General features: G+C 70.4%; 26 protein-coding genes. 21 read left to right on the top strand and 5 right to left on the bottom strand.

Annotation, left to right across the window (positions count from 1 at the left end):
- The first annotated feature begins 93 nt into the window (after nt 1–93).
- From hflK to JTN19_RS09285, 10 genes are all read left to right on the top strand, one after another.
- On the top strand, nt 94–1,179 hold the full coding sequence (gene hflK / locus JTN19_RS09330) for an FtsH protease activity modulator HflK (protein ID WP_340643301.1): 1,086 nt from the start codon (nt 94–96) through the stop codon (nt 1,177–1,179).
- Nucleotides 1,176–2,057 carry a protease modulator HflC gene (gene hflC, locus JTN19_RS09325; protein ID WP_206931698.1) on the top strand — a complete coding sequence of 294 codons (882 nt, stop codon included), beginning with the start codon at nt 1,176–1,178 and terminating at the stop codon, nt 2,055–2,057. The genes hflK and hflC overlap by 4 nt, the downstream gene beginning before the upstream one ends.
- 173 nt (nt 2,058–2,230) lie before the next feature.
- Nucleotides 2,231–3,823, top strand: coding sequence for a DegQ family serine endoprotease (locus JTN19_RS09320; protein WP_206931696.1), 1,593 nt, complete (start codon nt 2,231–2,233; stop codon nt 3,821–3,823).
- 82 nt (nt 3,824–3,905) lie between these two features.
- Nucleotides 3,906–5,096, top strand: coding sequence for a M20 family metallopeptidase (locus JTN19_RS09315; RefSeq protein WP_206931694.1), 1,191 nt, complete (start codon nt 3,906–3,908; stop codon nt 5,094–5,096).
- Between the two features lie 66 nt (nt 5,097–5,162).
- Complete coding sequence (locus JTN19_RS09310) at nt 5,163–6,113, top strand: Bug family tripartite tricarboxylate transporter substrate binding protein (protein ID WP_206931692.1); 951 nt, start codon at nt 5,163–5,165, stop codon at nt 6,111–6,113.
- A 64-nt stretch (nt 6,114–6,177) separates the two neighbouring features.
- Nucleotides 6,178–7,332 (top strand): YeeE/YedE family protein, encoded by a 1,155-nt coding sequence (locus JTN19_RS09305; protein WP_206931690.1) that lies wholly within the window; start codon nt 6,178–6,180, stop codon nt 7,330–7,332.
- Nucleotides 7,333–7,366: 34 nt separating this feature from the next.
- Complete coding sequence (locus JTN19_RS09300) at nt 7,367–7,795, top strand: thiosulfate oxidation carrier protein SoxY (protein WP_206931689.1); 429 nt, start codon at nt 7,367–7,369, stop codon at nt 7,793–7,795.
- Entirely contained in the window at nt 7,792–8,112 is a 321-nt protein-coding gene (locus tag JTN19_RS09295) for a thiosulfate oxidation carrier complex protein SoxZ (RefSeq protein ID WP_206931688.1), read from the top strand. Before JTN19_RS09300 ends, JTN19_RS09295 begins: the two co-directional genes overlap by 4 nt.
- A 19-nt stretch (nt 8,113–8,131) precedes the next feature.
- Entirely contained in the window at nt 8,132–8,431 is a 300-nt protein-coding gene (locus JTN19_RS09290; protein ID WP_206931687.1) for a c-type cytochrome, read from the top strand.
- Nucleotides 8,432–8,445: 14 nt separating this feature from the next.
- Entirely contained in the window at nt 8,446–9,726 is a 1,281-nt protein-coding gene (locus JTN19_RS09285) for an NAD(P)/FAD-dependent oxidoreductase (RefSeq protein WP_206931685.1), read from the top strand.
- 182 nt (nt 9,727–9,908) lie between these two features.
- Here JTN19_RS09285 and JTN19_RS09280 read toward each other — a convergent pair whose 3' ends face one another.
- Complete coding sequence (locus tag JTN19_RS09280) at nt 9,909–10,940, bottom strand: ABC transporter substrate-binding protein (RefSeq protein WP_206931683.1); 1,032 nt, start codon at nt 10,938–10,940, stop codon at nt 9,909–9,911.
- Nucleotides 10,941–11,204: 264 nt separating this feature from the next.
- Here JTN19_RS09280 and rutA point away from each other — a divergent pair, with 264 nt between their 5' ends.
- Genes rutA through rutD form a run of 4 tightly spaced genes read left to right on the top strand, consistent with a single transcriptional unit; the run spans nt 11,205 to nt 14,170 of the window.
- On the top strand, nt 11,205–12,287 hold the full coding sequence (rutA, locus tag JTN19_RS09275; RefSeq protein WP_206931681.1) for a pyrimidine utilization protein A: 1,083 nt from the start codon (nt 11,205–11,207) through the stop codon (nt 12,285–12,287).
- On the top strand, nt 12,287–13,015 hold the full coding sequence (gene rutB, locus JTN19_RS09270) for a pyrimidine utilization protein B (RefSeq protein WP_206931678.1): 729 nt from the start codon (nt 12,287–12,289) through the stop codon (nt 13,013–13,015). Before rutA ends, rutB begins: the two co-directional genes overlap by 1 nt.
- 4 nt (nt 13,016–13,019) lie before the next feature.
- Nucleotides 13,020–13,406, top strand: a complete 387-nt coding sequence (gene rutC, locus JTN19_RS09265; RefSeq protein ID WP_206931677.1) for a pyrimidine utilization protein C — start codon at nt 13,020–13,022, stop codon at nt 13,404–13,406.
- Nucleotides 13,403–14,170 carry a pyrimidine utilization protein D gene (gene rutD, locus JTN19_RS09260; RefSeq protein WP_206931676.1) on the top strand — a complete coding sequence of 256 codons (768 nt, stop codon included), beginning with the start codon at nt 13,403–13,405 and terminating at the stop codon, nt 14,168–14,170. The genes rutC and rutD overlap by 4 nt, the downstream gene beginning before the upstream one ends.
- A 5-nt stretch (nt 14,171–14,175) precedes the next feature.
- Here rutD and JTN19_RS09255 read toward each other — a convergent pair whose 3' ends face one another.
- Nucleotides 14,176–15,879 (bottom strand): gamma-glutamyltransferase family protein, encoded by a 1,704-nt coding sequence (locus tag JTN19_RS09255; protein ID WP_206931672.1) that lies wholly within the window; start codon nt 15,877–15,879, stop codon nt 14,176–14,178.
- A gap of 53 nt (nt 15,880–15,932) precedes the next feature.
- Nucleotides 15,933–16,325 (bottom strand): metallopeptidase family protein, encoded by a 393-nt coding sequence (locus tag JTN19_RS09250; protein WP_206931670.1) that lies wholly within the window; start codon nt 16,323–16,325, stop codon nt 15,933–15,935.
- 28 nt (nt 16,326–16,353) lie between these two features.
- Between JTN19_RS09250 and JTN19_RS09245 the strand changes: the two genes are divergently transcribed.
- Both JTN19_RS09245 and JTN19_RS09240 read left to right on the top strand, forming a co-directional pair.
- Nucleotides 16,354–16,641, top strand: coding sequence for a 4a-hydroxytetrahydrobiopterin dehydratase (locus JTN19_RS09245; protein ID WP_206931668.1), 288 nt, complete (start codon nt 16,354–16,356; stop codon nt 16,639–16,641).
- On the top strand, nt 16,635–17,102 hold the full coding sequence (locus tag JTN19_RS09240; protein ID WP_340643300.1) for an MmcB family DNA repair protein: 468 nt from the start codon (nt 16,635–16,637) through the stop codon (nt 17,100–17,102). Before JTN19_RS09245 ends, JTN19_RS09240 begins: the two co-directional genes overlap by 7 nt.
- Here the strand turns inward: JTN19_RS09240 and JTN19_RS09235 are convergent.
- Nucleotides 17,099–18,070, bottom strand: a complete 972-nt coding sequence (locus JTN19_RS09235; protein WP_206931667.1) for a Bug family tripartite tricarboxylate transporter substrate binding protein — start codon at nt 18,068–18,070, stop codon at nt 17,099–17,101. The genes JTN19_RS09240 and JTN19_RS09235 overlap by 4 nt on opposite strands.
- Before the next feature lie 76 nt (nt 18,071–18,146).
- Here JTN19_RS09235 and JTN19_RS09230 point away from each other — a divergent pair, with 76 nt between their 5' ends.
- The 5 genes from JTN19_RS09230 (at nt 18,147) to panC (ending at nt 22,348) form a co-directional block, all read left to right on the top strand.
- The gene (locus JTN19_RS09230) at nt 18,147–19,070 is read left to right on the top strand and encodes a class I SAM-dependent methyltransferase (protein ID WP_206931666.1); all 924 of its coding nucleotides are present in this window, start codon (nt 18,147–18,149) and stop codon (nt 19,068–19,070) included.
- 77 nt (nt 19,071–19,147) lie between these two features.
- Complete coding sequence (locus JTN19_RS09225; protein ID WP_206931665.1) at nt 19,148–19,474, top strand: c-type cytochrome; 327 nt, start codon at nt 19,148–19,150, stop codon at nt 19,472–19,474.
- Nucleotides 19,471–20,034, top strand: a complete 564-nt coding sequence (locus JTN19_RS09220) for a glutathione S-transferase family protein (RefSeq protein ID WP_206931664.1) — start codon at nt 19,471–19,473, stop codon at nt 20,032–20,034. Before JTN19_RS09225 ends, JTN19_RS09220 begins: the two co-directional genes overlap by 4 nt.
- Nucleotides 20,035–20,037: 3 nt before the next feature.
- Nucleotides 20,038–21,456, top strand: coding sequence for a M20 family metallopeptidase (locus JTN19_RS09215; protein WP_206931663.1), 1,419 nt, complete (start codon nt 20,038–20,040; stop codon nt 21,454–21,456).
- A 52-nt stretch (nt 21,457–21,508) separates the two neighbouring features.
- Entirely contained in the window at nt 21,509–22,348 is an 840-nt protein-coding gene (panC, locus tag JTN19_RS09210) for a pantoate--beta-alanine ligase (RefSeq protein ID WP_206931662.1), read from the top strand.
- Nucleotides 22,349–22,353: 5 nt separating this feature from the next.
- Here panC and JTN19_RS09205 read toward each other — a convergent pair.
- Nucleotides 22,354–23,105 (bottom strand): DUF2971 domain-containing protein (locus JTN19_RS09205; RefSeq protein ID WP_206931658.1); only part of this gene is annotated, 752 nt, incomplete at its 5' end.

Genomic DNA, 23,105 nt, shown 5'->3' with positions numbered 1-23,105 from the left:
GGACCCTGGGGCGGACCGCCACAGGGCGGTGGCGGGGGTGGCGGCGGTGGCGGCGGTGGCCGCGGCCCGGGCCAGGGGCCCGACATCGAGGAAATGATCCGCAACGCCCAGAACACGGTGCGGCGCTTCCTGCCGCGCGGCACGGGCGGCGGCCGCGCCATCGGCGCCGTGCTGCTGATCATCGTCGCGATCTGGGGCGCCTCCGGCTTCTACCGGGTGCAGCCGGATGAGCTGGGCGTCGTCATGCGCTTCGGTGCCTTCAACCGCACCACGCCGCCTGGCCTGAACTACGCCATCCCCTGGCCGGTCGAGCAGGTGTCCACGCCGCGCGTCACCCGCATCAACCGCGCCGATGTGGGCTTCCGCGCCGGCGCGGACAACACGGGCCGCATCGTCCCCGCCCGCGACGTCCTGGCCGAAAGCCTGATGCTGACGGGCGACGAGAACATCATTGACGTGGATTTCTCGGTGTTCTGGCGCATCCGTGACGCGGGCGAGTTCCTCTTCAACACGCGCAACCCGGAAGAAACGGTGAAATCCGCCGGCGAGAGCGTGATGCGCGAGGTCATCGGCCGCACGCCGATCCAGCCCGCCCTGACCGAGGCGCGCGCCGCCATCGAGCAGGAGGTCCGCCGCCTGACCCAGGCGATGATGGACCAGTATGGCTCCGGCGTGGAAATCACCCAGGTGCAGCTGCTGAAGGTGGACCCGCCGGCGGCCGTCATCGAGGCCTTCCGCGACGTGCAGCGCGCCAACACCGACCGCGAGCGCCTGCGGAACGAAGCCGAGAGCTTCCGCAACGACATCATCCCCCGCGCCCGAGGCGAGGCCGAGCGGATGGTGCAGGAAGCGACCGGTTTCCGTGACAGCCAGATCGCCCGCGCCCGAGGCGAGGCCGGCCGGTTCAACGCCGTGCTCGGTGCCTACACCCTCGCGCAGGACGTGACGACGCGGCGCATCTATTTGGAAACGATGGAGGAAATCCTCCGCCGCAACAACATGATCCTGGTGGATGACCGGCTGCAGGGCCTGGTGCCCTTCCTCCAGCTCGAAGGCGGGCAGCAGGCGCGTGGCCAGGGCGGCACCCGGCCGCCGCAGGCGCAGCAGCAGCTCTCGCCGGCCGTCATGGCGCCGATGATGAACCAGCAGAGGCCCGCCAACCAGGGAGGCACCCGATGAACCGGCTCGCGATTTTGGGCGGCGTCGTCTTCGTCGCCCTCATCACCCTGGCCAGCACGCTCTTCACCGTGCACCAGACCCAGCAGGTGCTGATCACGCAATTCGGCGAGCCCGTGCGCGTGATCCGCGAGCCGGGGCTGAACGTGAAACTGCCCTTCGTGCAGAACGTGATCACCTTCGACCGCCGCCTGCTCGACTTCGAGGGCGGGGGCGAGGAGGTGATCCTGGGCGACCAGCGCCGCGTCATCGTGGACAGCTTCACCCGCTACCGCATCACCGACCCGCTGCTGTTCTTCCAGACGGTGGGTGCCACCGAGCAGGGCATCCGGGGCCGGCTGAACTCCATCGTCTCCTCCTCCATGCGCCGCGTGCTGGGCAGCGAGTCGCTGCTGTCCATGCTCTCGGCCGACCGGCCGCGGATCATGGGCGCCATCCGCGACCAGGTGAATGACGAGGCCTCGCGCTTCGGCATCGTGGTGACGGATGTCCGCATCCGCCGCGCCGACCTGCCGGAGGAGAACACCCAGGCCATCCTGGCGCGCATGCAGTCCGAGCGTGAGCGCGTGGCGCGCGAGGCCCGCGCGGAAGGCGCGGAACAGGCCCAGCGCATCCGCGCCCAGGCCGAGCGTGACCGCACCGTGCTGCTGGCGGAGGCGGAGGCGAATGCCGCCATCCTCCGCGGTGCCGGTGAGCAGGAAGCGATCGGCATCTTCGCCGAGGCCTTCAGCCGTGACCCGGAATTCTTCCAGTTCTGGCGCACCATGCAGGCCTATCGCAATGTCTTCGGCGAGGGCGAGGCGCGCCTCGTGCTCACCCCGGACAGTGATTTCTTCCGCTTCTTCCGGGATATGCCTGGCATGACCCCGGTCCAGCGCTGATTGCGCGCTGGCCTTCCGGCACCGGCGGCGTGTAACCGCCGGTGTCCGACCGGGACAAGTTGCAACCTTGGCAACTTCCACCCCCCGCGGCTGTTGCGGTGCGGTGCCCTCGTGCCACATCCTGGGCGCCCGGCCCGGTCCACCGATGCCGAACAATGATGAGGTTCCGCCGCATGCGTCGTCTCTTCCTGGCCATCTTCCTTCTGGGCGCGCTGCCGGTGGCGGCGCAGCAGGCGCCCGCCCCAACACCAGCGCCGCAGGCCGCACCTGCACCCGAGGCGACCCCCGCCCCGGGCACGACCGGCCCGGCCAGCCCGCCCCCCGGCGCCCCCGAGAGCTTCGCGCCGCTGGTGCGCCGCCTGCTGCCCGCCGTGGTGAACATCTCCACCACGCAGAATGTGGGCGCGCGCCCCGGCCCCGGCGGCCGCCCGGACGCGCCCGCGCCCCAGGCCCCGCCCGGCTCGCCCTTCGAGGAATTCTTCCGCGACTTCTTCAACCGCCAGCGCCCCGGCCCCCAGGGTGAGGCGCCGCCCGCCCCGGGCCGCCCGCCCCAGGGCGCGCCGCAGCGCCGCGCGCAGTCGCTCGGCTCGGGCTTCGTGGTGGATGCCTCGGGCATCATCATCACCAACAACCACGTCATCGAGGGCGCGGACGAGATCAACGTCATCCTCCAGGACAACACGACGCTGCGCGCCACGCTGCTGGGCACGGACCCGCGCACCGACCTGGCCGTGCTGCGCGTCAGCCACTCCGCGCCGCTGCCCTATGTGGCCTGGGGCGATTCCGACACGGCCGAGGTGGGTGACTGGGTGCTGGCCATCGGCAACCCCTTCGGCCTGGGCGGCACGGTGACGGCCGGCATCGTCTCGGCGCGCGGCCGTGACATCCGCCAGGGGCCGTTCGACGACTTCATCCAGACCGACGCCGCCATCAACCGCGGCAATTCGGGCGGCCCGCTGTTCAACCTGCGCGGCGAGGTGGTGGGCATCAACACCGCCATCTACTCACCGACGGGCGGTTCCATCGGCATCGGCTTCTCCATCCCCTCCAACCTGGCGCGCGGCATCGTGCGGCAGCTGGCCGATGGCGGGCGGGTGCGGCGTGGCTGGCTGGGCGTGAACATCCAGCAGGTGACGGACGAGATCGCGGAAAGCCTGCAGCTGCGCAACGGCACCCGCGGCGCGCTGATCGCCCGCGCGCAGGAAGGTGGCCCCGCCGCCGCCGCGGGCCTGCGCGCCGGCGACGTGGTGCTGCGCTTCAACAACCAGGAGGTGCGCGAGATGCGCACCCTGCCGCGCATCGTGGCCGACACCGCCGTGGGCAGCCGCGTGCCGGTGGTGGTGTGGCGCGACGGGCGCGAGGTGACGGTCGAGGTCACGCTGGGCGAACTGCCCTCGGAGCAGGCCCAGGCCGGCGCGACGCCGGAGCCCGCCCGCCCCGACCAGCCGGTGGAACTGGCCGGCCTCGGCATGCGGGTGGCCGGCGTAACGCCGGAGCTGCGGGAGCGTTTCCGCCTCCGCCCCGAGGCGCGCGGCGTGGTGGTGGTGGACGTCACCGCTGGCTCCGCCGCCGCCGAGCGGGAAATCCGCCCGGGCGACATCGTGCTGGAAGTCCAGCAGGAGCGCGTGACCACGGCGCAGGAGCTGCAGGAGCGGATCGAGCGGCTGCGCCGCCAGAACCGCGCCACCGCCCTGTTCCTGATCGAGAGCCAGCAGGGCCAGCGCTTCGTCCCGCTGCGCCTGGCCGCGCCGGCGCCGTCGCGCTGACGAAACTGGGGCCGCCCGTGGTTGCGGGCGGCCCCATCCCGTGTTCGCATCGGGCCTCTCGCCGCAGGATTGGAGGCCGCGCATGAACACCGAAAGCACCGAAGCCAAGATCACCGCCTGGCTCGCCACCCAGCAGCAGGCGATGCTGGATGTGCTCGCCGACCTCGTGAACACCGATGGCGGCAGCTACGACAAGGCGGGCGTGGACGCGGTCGGCGCGCGCATCAAGGCGTTCTGCGAAAGCCACGGCCTGAAGGTCGAGACGGTGAAGGGCGAGCGCTTCGGCGATTGCCTCCGCGCCATCCTGCCGCACGAAGGCACGGCGCCCACCCGCGGCAACCACGCCGCCAACATCGTGCTGATGGGCCACCGCGACACGGTCTTCCCCAAGGGCGAGCCGGAGCGCCGCCCCTTCACCATCAAGGATGGCCGCGCCTACGGGCCCGGCGTGGCCGACATGAAGGCCGGGCTGGTGATGAACATGTTCGTCCTGGCCGCCTTCGCGAAGTTCGGCGGCGCGCCGGGGCCGATGGTGGGCCTCTTCACCGGCGACGAGGAGATCGGCAGCCCCGAGGGCCGCGCCGTGATCGAGGAGGAGGCGCGCGGTGCCCGCGTCGTGTTCAATTCCGAGCCCGGCCGGCCCTCGGGCAATGTCGTCACCGGCCGCAAGGGCGGCGTGTTCATGGTGTTCGACATCGAGGGCAAGGCCAGCCATTCGGGCGGCAATTTCCAGGCCGGCATTTCCGCCATCGGCGAGCTGGCGCACAAGATCGTGGCCATCCACGCCCTGACCGACCTGGAGCGCGGCATCACCCTCAATGTCGGCCTGGTGGAAGGCGGGCAGAGCGTGAACACCGTCGCCCCCTGGGCGCGCGGCCAGATTGACCTGCGCTACGTGAAGCCCGAGGACCGCGAGGAGGTGATGGCCAAGATCCACGAGATCATCGGCCGCAGCTACGTCCCCGGCACCAAGGCCAGGCTTACCATCAAGGGCGAGTTCAACGCGCTGACCCAGGATGCGGCGGCGAAGAAGCTGTTCGGCCTCTACCAGGGCGCCGCGGCCGAGGCCGGGCTGAAGGTGGAGGGCGAGTTCTCCGGCGGCTGCGCCGACAGCGGCTTCACGGCCCAACAGGGCGCGCCCACCATCTGCGCCGTGGGGCCGGTGGGCGGGCTGGCGCACAGCCCGGAGGAATACCTGGAGATCAGCAGCTTCGTCCCCCGCGCCCAGGCCGTGGCGCGGGCGGTGCTGCGGCTGGAGCAGGCGGGGCTGTAGTCCGAGGCGGGGGTCGCCTCCCCGGCACGCGGCTTGCATAACCCTCTGTGAACCGGAGGGTTTTTCATGCTTCGTCGTGGTATTCTGTCATTGCCCGCCCTGCTGCCTTTCGCGGCCGCGCGGGCGCAATCCTTTCCCGACCGGCCGTTGCGGCTGGTCGTGCCCTTCCCGCCCGGCGGCGCGGCCGATTTCCTGGGCCGCGTGGTGGGCGAACGCCTGTCGCGCGGGGTGGGCCAGCCCGTCACCATCGAGAACCGCAGCGGCGCCGGCGGCAATATCGGCACCGCCGCCGCCCTGGCGGCCGAGCGTGACGGCCACACCCTGCTGCTGAACGGCGTGCCGATGGCGGTGAACCGCTTCCTCTTCGCCCGCCTGCCCTTCGACCCCGATGCGGACCTGGTGCCGGTGGCGATGATCGCGCTGTCGCCCAACATCATGGTCGTGCCCAACAGCCTGCCGGTGAACAGCGTGGCGGAATTCGTGGCGCTGGCCCGCACGCGGCGGCTGAACTACGCCTCCATCGGCAATGGCACCTCGCTGCACCTGGCCGGGGCGCAATTCGCCATCGCGGCCGGGGTGGAGATGGACCATGTGCCCTATCGCGAGACGGGGGCCGCCAACACCGACCTCATCGCCGGGCGGGTGGAGGTGATGTTCCAGACCATCGCCGCCGCGGCCGATTTGGTGCGCTCCGGCCGGATGAAGGCCCTGGCCGTGACCAGCGCCGAACGCGCCCCCGGCTTTGACGACGTGCCCACCCTGCGCGAGGCGGGGGTGGACTTGGTGTCGGTGGGCTGGTTCGGCCTTTTCGCCGGGCGCGGCACGCCGCCCGAGCGCGTGGCGGTGCTGGAACGCGAGGCCCTGGCCGCGGTGCGCGACGAGGCGGTGGCCACGCGCATCCGCGGCAGCGGCAGCATTCCGCGCCCCATGGACGGGGCGGAGTTCCGCGCCTTCATCGCCTCCGAGGTGGCGCGCCTCAGCGAGACCGTGCGCGTGGCGGGCATCCGGGCGGACTGACGCCCTCTTTTCACGTGCCTTGAATGTGCATATGCCCCGCCCGGATAGTCCGAGGCGGGGCCGTATGTCGTTGCGCGTGAATGTGCTGCTGGGGCTGCTGCTGCTGGGCGGTGGGGCGCTGGCCCTGGGCCACGCCCAGGGCGGGCGCGTCGCCCTGCTCTGGCTGATCGGCGCGGGGCTGGGCGTGGCACTGTTCCATGCCAGCTTCGGCTTCGCCGGCGCCTTCCGCCGCCTGCTGGCCGAGGGAAGGGGAGCCGGGCTGCGCGCCCAGATGCTGCTGCTGGCCCTGCTGATCGCCTTCTTCCTGCCGGCGCTGGAGGCCGGCGAGGTGCTGGGCGCGCCCGTGCGCGGCTTCGTCTTCCCCGTGGGCTGGGCCTTGCTGCTGGGCGCCTTCCTGTTTGGCATCGGCATGCAGATGGGCGGCGGCTGCGCCTCCGGCACGCTTTACACGGCGGGCGGCGGGGCGGTGCGGATGTGGATCACACTGGCCGCCTTCGTGGCGGGGGCGACGCTGGCGGCCTGGCAGGCGGATCTCTGGCTGGGCTGGCCGGCGTTGCCGGCCTTTTCGCTGCCCGCCACGCTGGGGCTCTGGCCGGCGCTGGGGCTGAGCCTGGGGGTGCTGGGGCTGGTGGCGCTGGCTTCACGCGCGCTGGAAAAAGCCCGCCATGGCCGCGTGGAACCTTTGGCGTGGCGCGGCGGCGATGCGCTGCGCGGCCCCTGGCCCATGGCCTGGGGCGCGGTGGCGCTGGCGTTGCTCGGCATCGCGACGCTGGTGGCGGCCGGACGGCCCTGGGCCATTACGGCGGCCTTTCCGCTATGGGGCTCCAGCCTGGTCGAGGCGCTGGGCTGGGACGACCCTTCCTTCTGGACCTATTGGGAAGACCCCACCCGCGTCGAGGCCTGGCTGCGCCCCGTCTGGACGGACCGCATCACCCTGATGAACCTGGGACTCATGGCCGGCGCCTTCCTGGCGGCGGGGCTGGCCGGCCGCGCCGCCGGCTGGCGCCTGCCGCGCCTGCGCGAGGTGGCCACGGCCATTACCGGCGGGCTGCTGCTGGGCGTGGGCGCGGTGCTCGCGACGGGGTGCAACATCAGCGCCTATGTGGCGGGCATCGCCTCGGGCAGCCTGCATGGCTGGGTGTGGATTGTGCTGGCGCTGCTGGGGAATTGGGTGGGGCTCAAACTCATGAAAATCGTGGATAACCGAACGCATAATTGACAAGGAAAAATCGTTCAAATACGAAGGCGGCATCATGCCGAATTCCCGCCTCAGCCGACGCGCAATCCTGGCCCTCGTCGCCCTGCCCTGGCCCGCGCTGGCCTCCGGCCTGCAGGACGCCATCCGCGACGCGGTGGGCGAGGGCGAGTTCACCGAATCCGGCATCACCCTCACCTTGCCCGCCACCGCCGAGAATGGCGGCCAGGTTCCACTCACCGTCCAGGTGGAAAGCCCGCAGACCGGGGCGCTGCACGTCACCGCCATCCACATCTTCGCCACCCGCAACCCGACCCCGGGCGTGGCGAGCTTCCGCCTGACGCCGCTGGTCGCGCGCGCCGAGGTGCAGACGCGCATCCGCCTCGCGGAACACCAGCAGGTCATCGCCATCGCGGTGATGAGCGACGGCACGCGCCGCCGCACGGTGGCCGAGGCACGGGTCTCCACCGGGGGGTGCCTGTCATGAGCGCGCCGCTGGCCACCCCCCGCCTGCGTGTGCCCCGCACCGCCCGCCGCGGCGAGGCCTTCGAAATCCGCTGCCTGATGACGCACCCCATGGAAACGGGGCTGCGGCCCGATGCGCCGCCGCGCGACATGCTGAACCGCCTGCTGGTGCGGGTGGAGGGCGAGGTCGCGCTGGACGCCGCGCTGCGCAACGGCACCGCCGCCAACCCCTACCACGTCTTCTTCCTGCGCCTGGAGCGCAGCAGCGAGATCGAGTTCATCTGGTCCGACGAGGGGGGCCGCAGCGTGCGCGCCACCGCGCGGGTCACCATCGCCTGACAGCCGGAACCATTACGCCATGCCAAGCCCTCGCCGCCTGACCCTGGCCCTGCCGCTGCTGCTGGCCGGGCCTGCTTTCGCGCAGCCCGCCACGAACGGCCCGCTGCTGGCGCAGGCCTGCCTGGGCTGCCATGGGCCGGGGGCGGCGGGGCAGGATGGCGTGCCGGCCATCGCCGGCCGCCCGGCGCCGGAGCTGGTGGCGCAGATGACGGCGTTCCGCGCCAATGAACGGCCCGGCACCATCATGGGCCGCATCGCCCGCGGCTACACGGCCGAGGAAATCACGGCCGTCGCGGCCTATCTCGCCCAAGCCCGCTGAGAGGCGCCCCGACCATGACCCAGACCACCCGCCGCGCCCTGCTGGGCGCCGCCCCGGCGCTGATCGCCGCCCCCGCCCTCGCGCAGAACCAGGGGCAGGCGCGCCTCGTGGTGGTGGGGGGCGGCTTCGGCGGCGCCTCGGCCGCCCGCTTCGCGCGCATGAGCTACCCTTGGCTCGAGGTCACGCTGATCGAGCCCAAGACGCGCTTCGTCACCTGCCCCTATGGCAATCTGGTCCTGGCCGGGACGCGGCGGCTGGAGCAGATCAGCCACGGCTATGACGGGCTGCGCGCGCGCGGCATCAACGTGGTGCATGACTGGGTGGCGGGCATCGACCCCACCGCGCGCAGCCTGCGCCTGCGGGGCGGCGCCACCCTCTCCTATGACCGGCTGATCCTCTCCCCCGGCATCGCGCTGCGCTGGGATGCGCTGCCCGGCTATGACGAGGCCGCCTCCGAAATCTTCCCCCATGCCTGGGTCCCCGGCGAGGGCGCGCAGACCACCCTGCTGCGCCGCCAGATCGAGGCGTTGCCTGAGGGCGGCGTGGTCGGCCTCGCCATCCCCGCCAACCCCTTCCGCTGCCCGCCCGGCCCCTATGAGCGGATCAGCATGATCGCGGCGCATCTGAAGCGGCACAATCCGCGCGCCAAGATCCTGGCCTTCGACGCGAAGAACGCCTTCAGCAAGCAGGGCCTGTTCCAGGACGCCTGGGCCGAGCTCTACCCGGGCATGATCGAATGGGTGCCGGCGAACCAGGATGGCCGCATCACCCGCGTGGACCCCGGCGCGCGCGAGTTCGAGAGCGAATTCGGCACGCGCCACAAGGTGGATGTGGGCAACGTCATCCCGCCGCAATCGGCCGCGCGCATCGCCATCGAGGCGGGGCTCGCCAATGCCAGCGGCTGGGTGCCCGTGGACCCGCTAACCTTTGAGGCCCGGCAGGCGCCCGGCATCCATGTGATCGGCGACGCCAACATCGCCCCTCCCATGCCCAAATCCGGCTATGTGGCGAACAGCACGGCCAAGCAGGCGGTGGCGAGCGTGGCGGCCCTGCTGCGCGGCGAGGCGCCGCCGCCCGCGCCGGTCTATTTCAACACCTGCTACAGCCATGTGGGCGAGGATTACGGCATCTCGATCGTGGGCGTGTTCCGCCCCAACCCGGATGGCAGCGGCTTCGTCGAGACGCCGCAATCGGGCGGCGTCTCCCCGCGCGGGAACCATCCGGAACAGCGCCGGCTGGAGGCGCTCTATGCCGATGCCTGGTATGCCAGCATCACCCGGGACATGTTCGGCTAGCGTCTGATCGGCTTCGGTGGAACCCAAGCCGTGAATCAGCCGCTCGGTGGCAGCGTCTGATCGGCTTCGGTGGAGCCGAAGCCGTGAATCAGCCGCTCGGTGGCAGCGTCTGATCGGCTTCGGTGGAGCCGAAGCCGTGAATCAGCCGCTCAACAGTACACACCCCGGGCGCGGCGGGCGCCTCAGCCCAGCTGGCGCTCCGCCGCCGGCGGCAGGAAGCGGTCGGTGAAGAAGCGGTCCGGCGTGGGCATGTCGCCCAGGCTGAAGGCCGCCTTCACCGCGTCAATCTGCCGCTGGAAGCGCGGGGCCTCCATCACGCCCAGGCCCAGGCGGCGGACGTTCGGGCTGTCCACCAGCTCGGCCATCGCCATGTCCTGGCGGATGGTCTCGATGGCCACATCCGTCAGCGCCTCACGCGCGCGCAGCGCCTGGATGGCGGCCGGGCGGTTGGCGAAGGACCAGCGCAGCGAGCGGATCATGCCATGCACCACGGCGCGCACCGCATCCGGGTTCGCGTCCATGTAGCGCCGCGTGGTCAGCAGCACCGAGCCATAGAAGAAATCCAGCCCATGCTCGCGATAGCGGAAGATGCGCTGCGCGGGCAGGTCCATCCCCAGCGCGCGCAGGCTCAGCGCGGTGGAGGTGACGAAGCCCGTGATGCCGTCGGCGCGGCGCTGCACCAGCATGGTCTCGCGCAACTCGGGCGCCACGCTCATCCAGGTGATGGAGCTGAGCGGGATGTTGTTCACCGCGGCGAAGGCCGGGAACACCTGGCGCCCGCCGTCGAACTCGGGCGCCGCCAGCGTCTTGCCCGCCAGCTCCGCGATGCTGTTGATGGGGCCATCGGCGCGCACCGTCACGGCCGTCGGCGCCTGGTCCCACAGCAGGCCCACCGCGATCAGGTCGTTGTTGGGGTTCTGCGACATGAAGCGCAGCGTGGGCGTGGGGTCGCACATGGCGATGTCGAAGGTGCCCGCCGCCATGTCCAGCGGAATGCGGGCCGAGCCGAAGCCGCGCTGGATGGTGATGTCGATGCCGGCCTCGCGGAAGAAGCCCTGGCGCTCACCCGCGATGCCGAAGGCGTAGGGGCCGTTCAGGATCCAGTCATAGGCGAAGCGGACGGTCGGGCGGGCCTGGGCGTTCGCCACATGCGGGGCGGCCAGCAGGCCCGTGCCGGCGCCGAGCGCGGCCCGGCGGGTGAGACGCAGCGTCATGAAATGCTCCTGTTCTCCGGCCCGTGATGGGGCCGCGCAACTGTCCCGGAAATTGGCGAGGCGGGACGGGGCGCGGCAAGGGCGAAGGCGACGCCGCTTGCGCCCACGCGCGCCGCTTCGCCGCTTCCGCGGGCAGATGCGCGCGGGCCTGCCTCATCATCAGGCGTTCATCGCGCCGGGCTGCCGCCCTGGCCGCGCTTCACCCATGGAACGCCGCGCCGGGCGCTGCGACATAGCCGGTGTCCGGGAGAGGAGTTGGTGCCCATGCAGGTCGGCGTGTTCATCCCCATCAACAACAATGGCTGGCTGCTGTCCGAAACGGCACCGCAATACATGCCGAGCTTCGATCTCAACCGCGACATCACCCTGGCGGCGGAACGGCATGGGCTGGACTTCGTGCTGTCCATGATCAAGCTGCACGGCTTCGGCGGGAAGACGCAGTTCTGGGACCACGGCCTCGAGAGCTTCACGCTGATGGCGGGCCTCGCCGCCGTCACGACGCGCATCAAGCTCTTCGCATCCGTCGCCACGCTGACCATCCCGCCCGCCATCGCGGCGCGCATGTCGGTCACCATCGACAGCATCTCAGGCGGGCGCTTCGGGCTGAACCTCGTCACCGGCTGGCAGAAGGCCGAGTATGACCAGATGGGCCTCTGGCCGGGCGAGAGCCACTTCTCCCGCCGCTACGAGATGCTGGACGAATACGCCACCATCCTGCGCGAGCTGTGGGAAAAGGGTGAAAGCGACCTCAAGGGCGATTTCTTCACCATGGACAAATGCGTCCTTTCGCCCCGCCCCTCCGCGCCCATCAAGATGATCTGCGCCGGTTCCTCCACCGAGGGGCTGCGCTTCACGGCGAAGCATGCGGACTACAGCTTCTGCCTGGGCAAGGGCATCAACAGCCCGACCGCCTTCGCGCCCGTGGCCGCGCGCATGCAGGACTTCGCCGCCGAGACGGGCCGCAAGGTCGAGACCTTCGTCCTCTCCATGGTCATCGCCGCCGAGACGGATGAGGAGGCCTGGGCGCGCTGGGAGCACATCAAGTCCGGCGCCGACCACGAGGCCATCCGCTGGATGCAGGGCCAGGCCGCCGCCGACGCCCGCCCCAACGCCGATACGAATGTGCGCCAACTCGCCGATGCCACGAGTGCCGTGAACATCAACATGTCCACCTTCATCGGCAGCTATGCCTCCGTGGCGCGAATGCTGGACGAGGTGGCGGAGGTGCCGGGAACGGGCGGCGTGCTGCTCACCTTCGACGACTTCGTGAAGGGGGTCGAGGATTTCGGCACGCGCATCCAGCCGCTGATGCGCTGCCGCCAGCACATCGTGAAGGAGGCCGCGTGATGACTGATTCACCCGCCGGCTACGCCCCCGAAACCCCCGCGCGCAGCCCCTTCATCTTGCCCGCCCGCCCCGAGCCCATCCGGCTGAACCCGGCCGAGACGGCGCTCATCATCGTGGACATGCAGAACGCCTATGCCTCGCCGGGCGGCTATCTGGACATCGCGGGCTTCGACATTTCGGGGGCGGCCGCCTGCATCTCCCGCATCGCCACCGCGGCCGACGCCGCGCGCAAGGCCGGCATGCCCGTGCTCTATTTCCAGAATGGCTGGGACCCCGAATACACCGAGGCCGGCGGCCCCGGCTCGCCCAACTGGCACAAGTCCAACGCGCTGAAGACCATGCGCAAGAAACCCGAACTCCAGGGCAAGCTGCTGGCCAAGGGCGGCTGGGACTACGCGCTGGTGGAGGCCCTGGCGCCCCAGCCCGGCGACATCGTGGTGCCCAAGACGCGCTATTCCGGCTTCTTCAACACCAACATCGACAGCCTGCTGCGCGCGCGCGGCATCCGCAACATCGTCTTCACCGGCATCGCCACCAATGTCTGCGTGGAATCCTCGCTGCGGGATGCCTTCCACCTGGAATACTTCGGCATCGTGCTGGAGGATGCGACCCACGCGGCCGGCCCGGACTTCGCGCAGAAGGCCGCGCTCTACAATATCGAGACCTTCTTCGGATGGGTCTCCACCGTCGCGGATTTCTGCGGCGCCATCGGACAACGCGAGGAATAGCTCAATGCCCTTCACCCCCATCATCCCCGCCGGTTCCGGCAAGCCGCTCGCCCCCTATTCCCCCGGCGCCACCGCCGATGGCGTGGTCTACGTCTCGGGCACGCTGGCGCTCGACAAGAACAACGATGTGGTCGCGCCCGACGACGCCACGGCCCAGACGCGGCACGTGCTGGAGACCATCAAATCCGTGCTCGAGACGGCGGGCGGCAGCATGGCCGATGTCGCCTTCAACCACATCTTCCTGAGCGACTGGAAACACTACGCGCCGATGAACGCCGTCTATGCGGAGTATTTCCCGGGCGACAAGCCCGCGCGCTACTGCATCCAGTGCGGCCTGGTGAAGCCCGGCGCGGTGGTGGAGATCGCGACCATCGCGCACCTGCCCAAATGAAGTATCGCCTGACCGGGCAGGCGGGCGGGGAGGTCGTGGTCCTCTCCGCCGGCCTCGGCGGCGCCGCCGCCTTCTGGGCGCCGCAGGTGCCCGCGCTGGAACAGCGCTTCCGCGTGCTGCACTACGACCATCGCGGCACCGGCGCGAACCGCGAGGCGCTGCCCGCGAACTACAGCATCGCCCACATGGCGCGCGACGTGGCGGACATCCTGGATGAGGCCGGCATCGCCTGCGCCCACATCCTGGGCCATGCGCTGGGCGGGCTGGTCGGGCTGGAAATGGCCCGCCGCGTGCCGGAGCGCGTGGGCAAGCTCGTGCTGGTGAACGCCTGGGCCAAGGCGGACCGCCACACCGCGCGCTGCTTCGACGTGCGGCTGGGCATCCTGGCTGCCCAGGGGCCGGCCGCCTATGTAGCCGCGCAGCCGCTCTTCCTGCACAGCGCGGCCTATGCCTCGGCGCATCACGAGAAGATCCTGGCCGAGATCGCCCATGGCACGGAAAGCTTCCAGGGCGAGGACACGCTGAAGAAGCGCATCGCGGCGCTGCGCGCCTTCGACGCCAGGGCGGATTTGCCGCGCATCACCGCCCCTACCCTGGTCGCCGCCGCCAAGGATGATCTGCTGGTGCCCTGGACCGCCTCCGAAGCCCTGGCCGCCGGCCTGCCCAACGCGACGCTCTGGCTGACCGACCACGGCGCCCATGCCTGCACGGTGGAAGACCCCGACGCCTTCAACCCCGTGATGATGGAGTTCCTGGCGGGCTGACCGGTTCAGTCGCCCGCCGCCGTCCCGTCCCGGCGCGGATCGGCCGCCCCTTCCAGCGTGCCGTCGGGCAGCCGGCGCAGCACCTGCAGCCCGGTGTTCATCACCACCACCCGCGGCGCATGGCCCAGCGCCTGTAGGGCCGGCGCCAGCTCCGCCGCCGGGGTGCCCTGTTCCAGCTCCACCGCCTGGTTCTGCGCGCCGAGGCGCGGGCGGGCCGTGGCGCGTTGCGCGTCGCCGCCGAAGACCAGCACCTCGATCACCGCGGCCGCCACCGCATCCGGAATGCGTGAACCGCCGCCCGCCCCCAGCACGAGTTCGGGCCGCCCATCCGCCCCGAACACCAGGGTCGGCGCCATGGTGGTGACGGGCCGCCTGCCGGGCGCCATGCGGTTCTGCGCCGGCGCTTCCGCCGTGCCCGGATTGGCGGCGAAATTGGTCATGCCATTGTTCAGGGTGATGCCCATGGCCAGCAATTCGGCGCCGAAATTCAGGTTGTTGGTGGTGGTGAAGGCCACCGCGTTGCCGGCGGCGTCCATGATGGAGAGATGCGTCGTCGCCGCCTCGGCCCGGGGGTCGCCGGGCGCGGGCAGGGCGCCGTGGCGTTCGGCCGGCGTGCCGGGCGCCACATTCTCCATCGCCCGCGCCGGACTGGCCAGGGCGGCGCGCGCGTCCAGGTAGTCGCGCGCCAGGAGGCCCGCCTGCGGCACCGCCACCCGGTCCGGGTCACCCATCCAGCGGCGCCGGTCGGCGGCCGCCATCCGGCTGGCCTCGACGAAGATATGCGCGGCGGCGGCGCTGTCCCGCTCCGCCCGCGCCATCCCCAGCCGCTCCGCCACGGCCAGTGTCTGCAACACGGCGATGCCGCCGGAGGAAGGGGCCGAGGCCGTGCAGATGCGCCGCGCGAAGGCCTCGGCGCAAAGCGGCTCCCGCTCCACGGCGCGATAGGAAGCCAGGTCCTCCAGGGTCATCCAGCCCGGCACGGCATGGGCCTGCACGGCCTCGACCACCGCCCGGCCCAGCGTGCCGCCATGGAGCGTGGCGGGGCCTTCGCTGGCCAGCAGCCGCAGCGCCCGCGCCTGCTCCGGATTGCGGAAGGGCGCGCCGGCGGGCAGCGGCTGGCCCTCCGCGTCGAAATACAGCGCGCGGATCGCCGGCACGCGGGCCAGCTCCGCCGCCCGGTTGCGCAGGACTTGGTGCAGATAGGGCGGCAGCGGGAAGCCGCCCTCCGCCAACTCGATGGCCGGGGCGAACAGATCCGCCCAGGGCAGGCGGCCATGCGCCGCATGGGCCATGGCCAGCGCCGCCACGGCACCCGGCACCGCCACCGCGCGGCCGGAGCGTGCGGCCGTGGCCGGGCCGATGCCGCCCGCGACCAGCCGGTCCGCGCTGGCGGCCGGTGCGCTGGCGATGCCCTCGTAATAGCGCAGCCGACCCGCCGCCTGGTCCCAGACCATGACGAAGGCGCCGCCGAGCAGCCCGCTGGCATGGGGCTCCACCACCGAGAGCGCCGCCTGGGCCGCGATCGCCGCATCCACCGCGGAGCCGCCGGCGCGCAGCATGGCCAGCGCCGCCGCCGTGGCGTGCGGGCTGGCGGTGGCGGCCATCTGGCGGGTGGCGCGGGCGGGTTCCCCCGCGGCGGCAGCCGCCAAGGGAAGCACGGCGGCGGGGACCGCCAGCGACAGAAAAGCGGCCAGGATCAGGCGGCGCATGGCGGTCGGTTCCCTTCGAGGAAACGCCACGATATCCCGATCGCGAAGGGACGCTACTCCTCGCCCTCCAGCCTCTCGATATCCTCATCCGACAGGCCGAAATGATGCCCGATCTCATGGATCAGCACGTTGCGGACCAGGGCGAAGAGGTCCTCCCCCGTCTCGATCCATTCCAGCAGGATGGGTTCGCGGTAAAGGAAGATGGTGTCCGGCTCGCGCGGGGTGTCCAGGCTCGATTTCTGGGTCAGCGGCACGCCGCGATACAGGCCCGTCAGCTCCCAGGGGCTGTCGAGGTCCATGTCGGCGATGGTCTCGTCATCCGCCACCTCCTCGACCACAATGGCGGTGCCGCGCACCATGTCGCGCAGGGGCGCCGGGATGGCGGAGAGCGCATCCTCCGCCATCTCCAGGATGTCCTCGGTCGTCGGGGGCGTGGTGGGGCGCATGCGCCCGCTTTGGCACAGGAAGGGATGCATGGTCGAGAAGCTCGATGCCGCGGCGCGTGCCGCGCTGGCCACCGAACTGCCCGAATGGCGCCTGGTGGAGGGGCGCGATGCCCTGACGCGCAGCTTCCGCTTCCGCGACTTCAGCGCGGCCTGGGGCTTCATGGCCCGCGTGGCCCTGCTGGCCGAGGCGCAGGACCACCACCCGGAATGGTCCAACGTCTACAACCGGGTCGAGATCACGCTGACCACCCATGACGCAGGCGGGCTGTCCGCGCGGGACGTGAAGCTGGCGCGGAGCATAGACGCGCTGTGCTGATCGAGGCCCCCCAGCGCACGCTGCGCGTGACGCGCGCCGCCACCCGCTTCTGCCTGGCCCAGGGCTGGGCGCCGGTGACGGAGGTGCCGCTGCCCGATGGCCGCCGCGCCGATGTGCTGGCCCTGCGCCCCGATGGCGGCATCGTCATCCTGGAGGTGAAGTCCTGCGCGCGGGACTACCTGACGGATGCGAAATGGCAGGATTGCTGCGCCTGGGCCGATGCCTTCCTCTTCGCCGTGGACGCCGACTTCCCGCAGGAGCTGATCCCGCCCGAGGTCGGCCTGCTGCTCACCGATGACCGCGAGGCCGCGCTGCTGCGCGATGGCGCCTGCGCCCCCCTGCCGGCCGCGCGCCGCAAGGCCCTGACGCTGCGCGTGGCGCGACTGGCGGCGCAGCGCCTGGCCTTCCAGCTGGACCCGGCCGGCGCGATCGAGATGCGGGCGGCCTTGCGGCTCGATTAGTTGCTCATTGGCGTGGCGCGCAGCAGGGGCAGCCAGGTCTCGCGCTCGCGCGCGTAGAAGGCGTCCACCTGCTCGGGGCTGGGCGGGCCATCGGGCAACTCGCTGCCCATCTCGGCCAGACGCTGGCGCAGGCCGGGGCGGGCGAGCGCCGCGTTGAACCCCTCGGCCAGCGCTGCCAGCCGCGGCGCGGGCAAAGCGGCCGGCCCCGCGATGCTGTTCCAGGTGCTGCCGGTGAAGCCGTCCATCCCGGCCTCGATCATCGTGGGCAGGTCGGGCGCCGCGGGCAGCCGCGTCTCGGCCGCGACGCCCAGGATGCGGATGCGCCCGGCGCGGTGATGGGGCAGGGCGGTCAGCGCCGCGTCGAACATGAAGGTGAGCCGCCCGGCCATCAGGTCCGTCAGGGCGTGGGCGCTGGAGGGGTAGGGCGCGTGCACCAGGTCCCCCCGCGCCAGCCCCGCCTGCTCCACGAAGCGCGCGCCCACGATGTGCGTGGTGGTGCCGATGGGGCCGGAGCCATATTGCACGGGGCCCCCCTGGCGCAGCCTGCCCAGCAATTCGGGCAGGTTCCGCGCCGGGTCGGTGCCCGAGACGCACAGCACCATGGGCACTCGGTTCACCATGGCGATGCCGCGGATGGCGGTGGCGACGTCCACCGGAGGGTTGGGGAACAGCGCCAGGTTCATCACGAGTTGCGAGGCGGTGCCGAACAGCAGCGTCTCGCCATCGGGCGCGGCGTTGGCCACCGCTTCCACGGCGCGCATGCCCGAGGCGGCGGGCATGTTCTCCACCAGGATGCGGCGTTCGAGCACGCCCTCGGCCTCTGCGGCGAGCAGGCGGGCGACGACATCCGCATTGGCCCCCGCCGCCGAGGCGACGATGAGGCGCATGGGGCGGCCCTGCGCCAGCGCGGGCGCGGCCAGAGGGAGGAGGAGGGCGGCGCCCAGGGCCGCGCGGCGGGGGATGACCATTTCTTCATTATGATATTGCGAGGCATTATCATCAAGAGCCACTTTGCGTGCAACCGCAAGTTCGGTATCAGCGCGCATGGCCTCCCTCGCGCGCCTCGCCGCCGGATTCGTCCCCTTCACCCCCTATGCCTATCAGGGCCGCGCCGAGGCATGCAGCCTGTGCGGCGCCCGTGACACCCTGCCCCTTTCGGCGCATGACCGGCGGCTGAAGCGCCTCACCACCGTCATCTGCGCGGGCTGCGGGTTGCTTCGCACGGACCCCATGCCCACCGAGGCCGAGCTGGCCGACTACTACCGCCACCATTACCGCGCCGACTACCAGTTGGTGGGCACGAAGCCACCGCGCCGCCACCTGGCCCGCACCCGCGCCGAGGCCGCCCGCCGCGTGGCCCTGCTGGGCCTGCCGCCGGGCGCCCATGTGCTGGACTATGGCTCGGGCTCGGGCGAGTTCCTGGAGGCGGGGGCGCGCGCCGGCTGGCGCATGGAAGGCGTGGAGCCCGGCGAGGCCTATTCCACCCATGCCCGCGGCCAGGGCGCCGTGGTCCATCCCCGCCTTCCGCCCGATGCCGGCCCCTTCGACGCCATCACCGCGCACCATGTCTTCGAGCACCTGCGCGACCCGCTTTCCGTGCTGCGCGAACTGGTGGCGGCGCTGAAGCCGGACGGCGTCGTCTATCTCTCGGTGCCCGACATGGGCCCCAGCCGCCGCCCCGCCTTCGATCGGCTGCACTTCGCCCATGTCCATGGCTTCGTGCCGCAGACGCTGGACCTGCTGGCCGCCCGCGCCGGCCTGGTGCCGGACCCCCGCTTCCCGCGGGACGGCACCACCGCGGTCTATGCGCGGGGCGAGGCGACGCCGGCGCCCGACCCTGGCCTCGCCACGCGCATCCGCGCCGGCTTCAACATGGTCACGCCGCTGCGCCATGTCGCCAGCTTCGGCTGGCTGGCGCCCACGCTGCGCCGCTGGTCACGCGACATCAGGGACAGCCTGCGCCGATAGGGCGCGATCCGTCCCGCCTGGGCTTGCCCGGCGGCGGGCCTCGGGTCCACCCTTCGCCCCTCGCAAGGGAGAGAACGATGCGCCGGGCCACACTGATCTGCGCCCCCTTCGCCGTGGCGCTCGCCGCCATGGCCATGCCCGCCCTGGCCCAGCCCGCGCCGCTGGCGGAGGAAGGGGCGCGGATCGCCCAGCAATGGTGCGCCAATTGCCACGCCATCGCGCCCGGCCAGCTTCCCCCCATGGGCGATGCCGCGCCCTCCCTGCCCGCCGTGGCGCGCCGCGGCACCACCGACGCCGCCCTGCGCGCCTTCCTCAGCCAGCCCCACGCCAACATGCCCGACCACAACCTCACGCGCGCCGAGCTGGACGCGCTGGTGGCCTATATCGCCTCGCTGCGTCCATGACCCTCTTCTTCCACCCGGGCAGCCCCTACGCCCGCATCCTCCGCATGCTGTGGCGGGAGCGCGGGCCGGCGCTGACCGAACAGGAAGTGACGCTGCGCGACCCCGCCTCCGCCCTGCTGCCGCACAACCCGGTGGGCCGCGTGCCCTCGCTGCTGCTGGCCGACGGCACGCTGCTGTCGGAAACCCTGCTGATCCTGGCCCACCAGGGCTGGCTGCCGCGCGACAATGCGGGCATGGCCCGCCTCGGCCGCGTCATGGGCATGCTGGACGGCATCGCGGTGTGGAACCGCGAACTGCGCCGCGTCCCGACCGAACGCGCCCCCGGCGTCATCGCGCTGGAAGCCGCGCGGGCCGACCGCATCCTGGCCAGCCTCGACCCCGCCGCGCACGACACCGGCAGCGTCGAGGGCATCGCCCTTGCGTCCGCTTTGGGCTATGGCGAACGCCGTCACACCGTCTGGAACTGGCGCGCGGCGAACCCTTCCCTCGCGCCCTGGTTCGAGGCGGCGGCACGCCGTCCCGCCTTCCAGGCCACTCTACCACCCGTCTCAGGAATTTGACCGATGCAGAACAGCGAACCCGTCTGGCGCCATGTGGATGAGAAGGCGGGCCCCGCCATCGAGCTGTCGGACCGCGTCTGGGGCATGCCCGAGCTGGCCTACAACGAGCACCGCTCCGCCGCCGAACACACCGCCTACCTCAACGCCGAGGGCTTCCGCGTGACGGAAAACCTGGCCGGCATCCCCACCGCCATGATGGGCGAGGCGGGCGAGGAAGGCCCCGTCATCGCCATCCTGGGCGAGTTCGACGCGCTGCCGGGCCTCTCCAACGAGGCCGGCGTCGCCAAGCACACCCCCGTGCCCGGCGACGGCAACGGCCATGCCTGCGGCCACAACCTGCTGGGCGCGGCCAGCCTGCTCGCCGCCACCGCCGTGAAGGATTATCTCGCCGCCAACGGCATCAAGGGCCGCGTGCGCTACTATGGCTGCCCGGCCGAGGAGGGCGGCGCCGCCAAGGGCTTCATGGCCCGCGCCGGCCTGTTCGACGATGTGGACATCGCCATCTCCTGGCACCCCTCGGCCTTCGCGGGGGTGAACGAGCCCATCTCGCTGGCCAACACGCGCATTGACTTCACCTTCCATGGCCGCGCCAGCCACGCCGCCGCCGCGCCGCACCTCGGCCGCTCCGCCCTCGACGCGGTGGAGCTGATGAGCGTGGGCGTGAACTACCTGCGCGAGCACATCCCCTCCGAAAGCCGCATCCACTACGCCTATCTCGACGCCGGCGGCGTGGCGCCCAACGTGGTGCAGGCCAAGGCGAAGGTGCGCTACCTGATCCGCGCCGCCGATGTGCAGAGCCTGAACCGCCTGGTCACGCGCGTCCGCAAGATCGCCGACGGGGCCGCGCTGATGACCGAGACGCGGGTGGAGACGCAGGTGATTTCCGCCGTGTCCAACCTGCTGGGCAACACGCCGCTGGAGCGGCTGATGCAGGACAGCCTGGACCGCCTCGGCCCGCCCCCCTTCGACGCCGAGGACATGAAGCGCGCCGCGGAATTCCAGGCGACGCTGAGCGAAGAGGACATCGAGAGCGCCTACAAGAAGGTGGGCATGCCGCGCACCGAATCCCCGCTGGCGGACCGCATCGTGCCGCTGGACAGCCCGCGCGCGCCCATGGTGGGCAGCACGGATGTGGGCGATGTGTCCTGGAAGGTGCCGACCGTGCAGGCGCGCGGCGCCACCCACGCCATCGGCACCGCGCTGCATTCCTGGCAGGCGACGGCGCAGGGCAAGCTGCCCCACGCGCACAAGGGCATGGTGCATGTGGCCAAGGTGATGGCCGGCACGGCGGTGGACGCGCTGAAGCGCCCCGAGATCATCGCCGCCGCCAAGGCCGAGCACCACGCCAAGACGGGCGGCGTCTATCACTGCCCGCTGCCCGAGGACGCCACGCCGCCCATCGGCATGTCGCTGACGGTCTGAGCCTACCGGGGCGGCGCAAGCCGCCCCCCATGAACGAGGTTGGGAGGACGCCATGAAGGTGGTGCGGGACGCGGCGGCGCTGGCCGCCGCCGTGGGGGAATGGCGGGCCGCGGGGCAGCGCGTGGCCGTGGTGCCCACCATGGGCTACCTGCACGAGGGGCACCTGGCCCTGGTGGCGCGCGCGCGGGAACTGGCGCCGCGCGTGGTGGCGACCATCTTCGTCAACCCGACGCAATTCGCGCCGCATGAGGACCTCGGCCGCTATCCGCGCGACGAGGCGGGGGACATCGCGAAGCTGGAGGCCGCCGGCTGCGACCTGCTCTTCGCGCCGCCGGTGGAGGTGGTCTACCCGCCCGGCTTCGCCACGCGCATTTCTATGGATGGCCCGGCGCTGGGGCTGGAGGGCACGCACCGGCCGCAGATGTTCGGCGGCGTGGCGCTGGTCTGCACCCGGCTGTTCGGCCTGACGCGGGCGGATGTGGGCGTCTTCGGCGAGAAGGACTGGCAGCAGGTGATGGTGATCCGTCGCGTGGTGGCGGATCTGGCGCTGCCCATCGAGATCGTGACCGTCCCCACCGTGCGCGCGGCGGATGGCTTGGCCCTGTCCTCGCGCAACGCCTACCTGGATGCGGGCGCGCGGGCGAAGGCGGTGGCGCTGCATGCGGCGCTGGTCTTCGCGGCGGAGCGGCTGCGCGCGGGCGAGACGGCCGGCGAGGCCTGCGCGGCGGCGGAGAAGCGGCTGCTGGAGGCGGGGTTTGACCGGGTGGATTATGTGGCGGTCCGGCGGGAGGGGGATTTTTCGGAGTTGGACCGGTTGGAGGGGGCCGCGCGGGTGTTGGGGGCGGCTTGGTTGGGAAGTGTGCGATTGGTAGATAATATCCCTGAAATTTAATTCGCTTACAATCTTAATGGAATAAATATCAATTTGACTATTTCTCCAGCGTTCGGAAATCCGGCATCTTGTAGTACTTTTATATAGGCGTCTCTAATTGCGTTTTGATGAAGCGAAGGACCGATCAAAACCGCTTCAACAAAGTCAGTAATTCTAAAACATTGTGCATGAGAGTTCAAATTTATATCAAGCGGAACTGATTTTATTATTTGAGGTATATTTTTTATTATTTCAATTTTTTGCGAAATAAATGGGGCGTTGTGCAATTCCAATAACGATAAGCGCCATTCCTGCTCTTCGCTGAAAGCTGGATTTTTCATTCCAATTAGATGGGACGCAAAGCAATTAACTGCAGCTGAATAAAATTCCGAAATTGTAAGAGAACTGAAAAAATCCGAATTTTTGTAAACATTTTGGGCAATTTCTCTAGTTTTTTTCGAAAAAATCGAAGGCGTGAAATAGGAGACTGGACAAAATCCGATAGATGGTAATTTTTCTAGAGACAGCATTGTATTTCTTTTAAATACTATGGCAACGCCATCATGTGGCGCGTAAGCGCGCCACATAGAAAGTTTGCCACTTTGCATAGAGATCTCATGTTCAGAAACGCAGAATACATATGCCTTTTCTAATACTAGAGGGGTCAGATCATTGAGTATTCTTTCCATGAATTGCGGTCCAAGTACAAGCCGATCTTTTGTGATAATGTTTTCGAATGCTTCGTTTAGTTTCATTCCATCCGAAGTCTTTAAAAAAT

The sequence above is a fragment of the Roseococcus thiosulfatophilus genome, from assembly GCF_017311575.1.
GTDB lineage: Bacteria > Pseudomonadota > Alphaproteobacteria > Acetobacterales > Acetobacteraceae > Roseococcus > Roseococcus thiosulfatophilus.
This window is presented reverse-complemented; position numbering and strand designations above follow the sequence as displayed.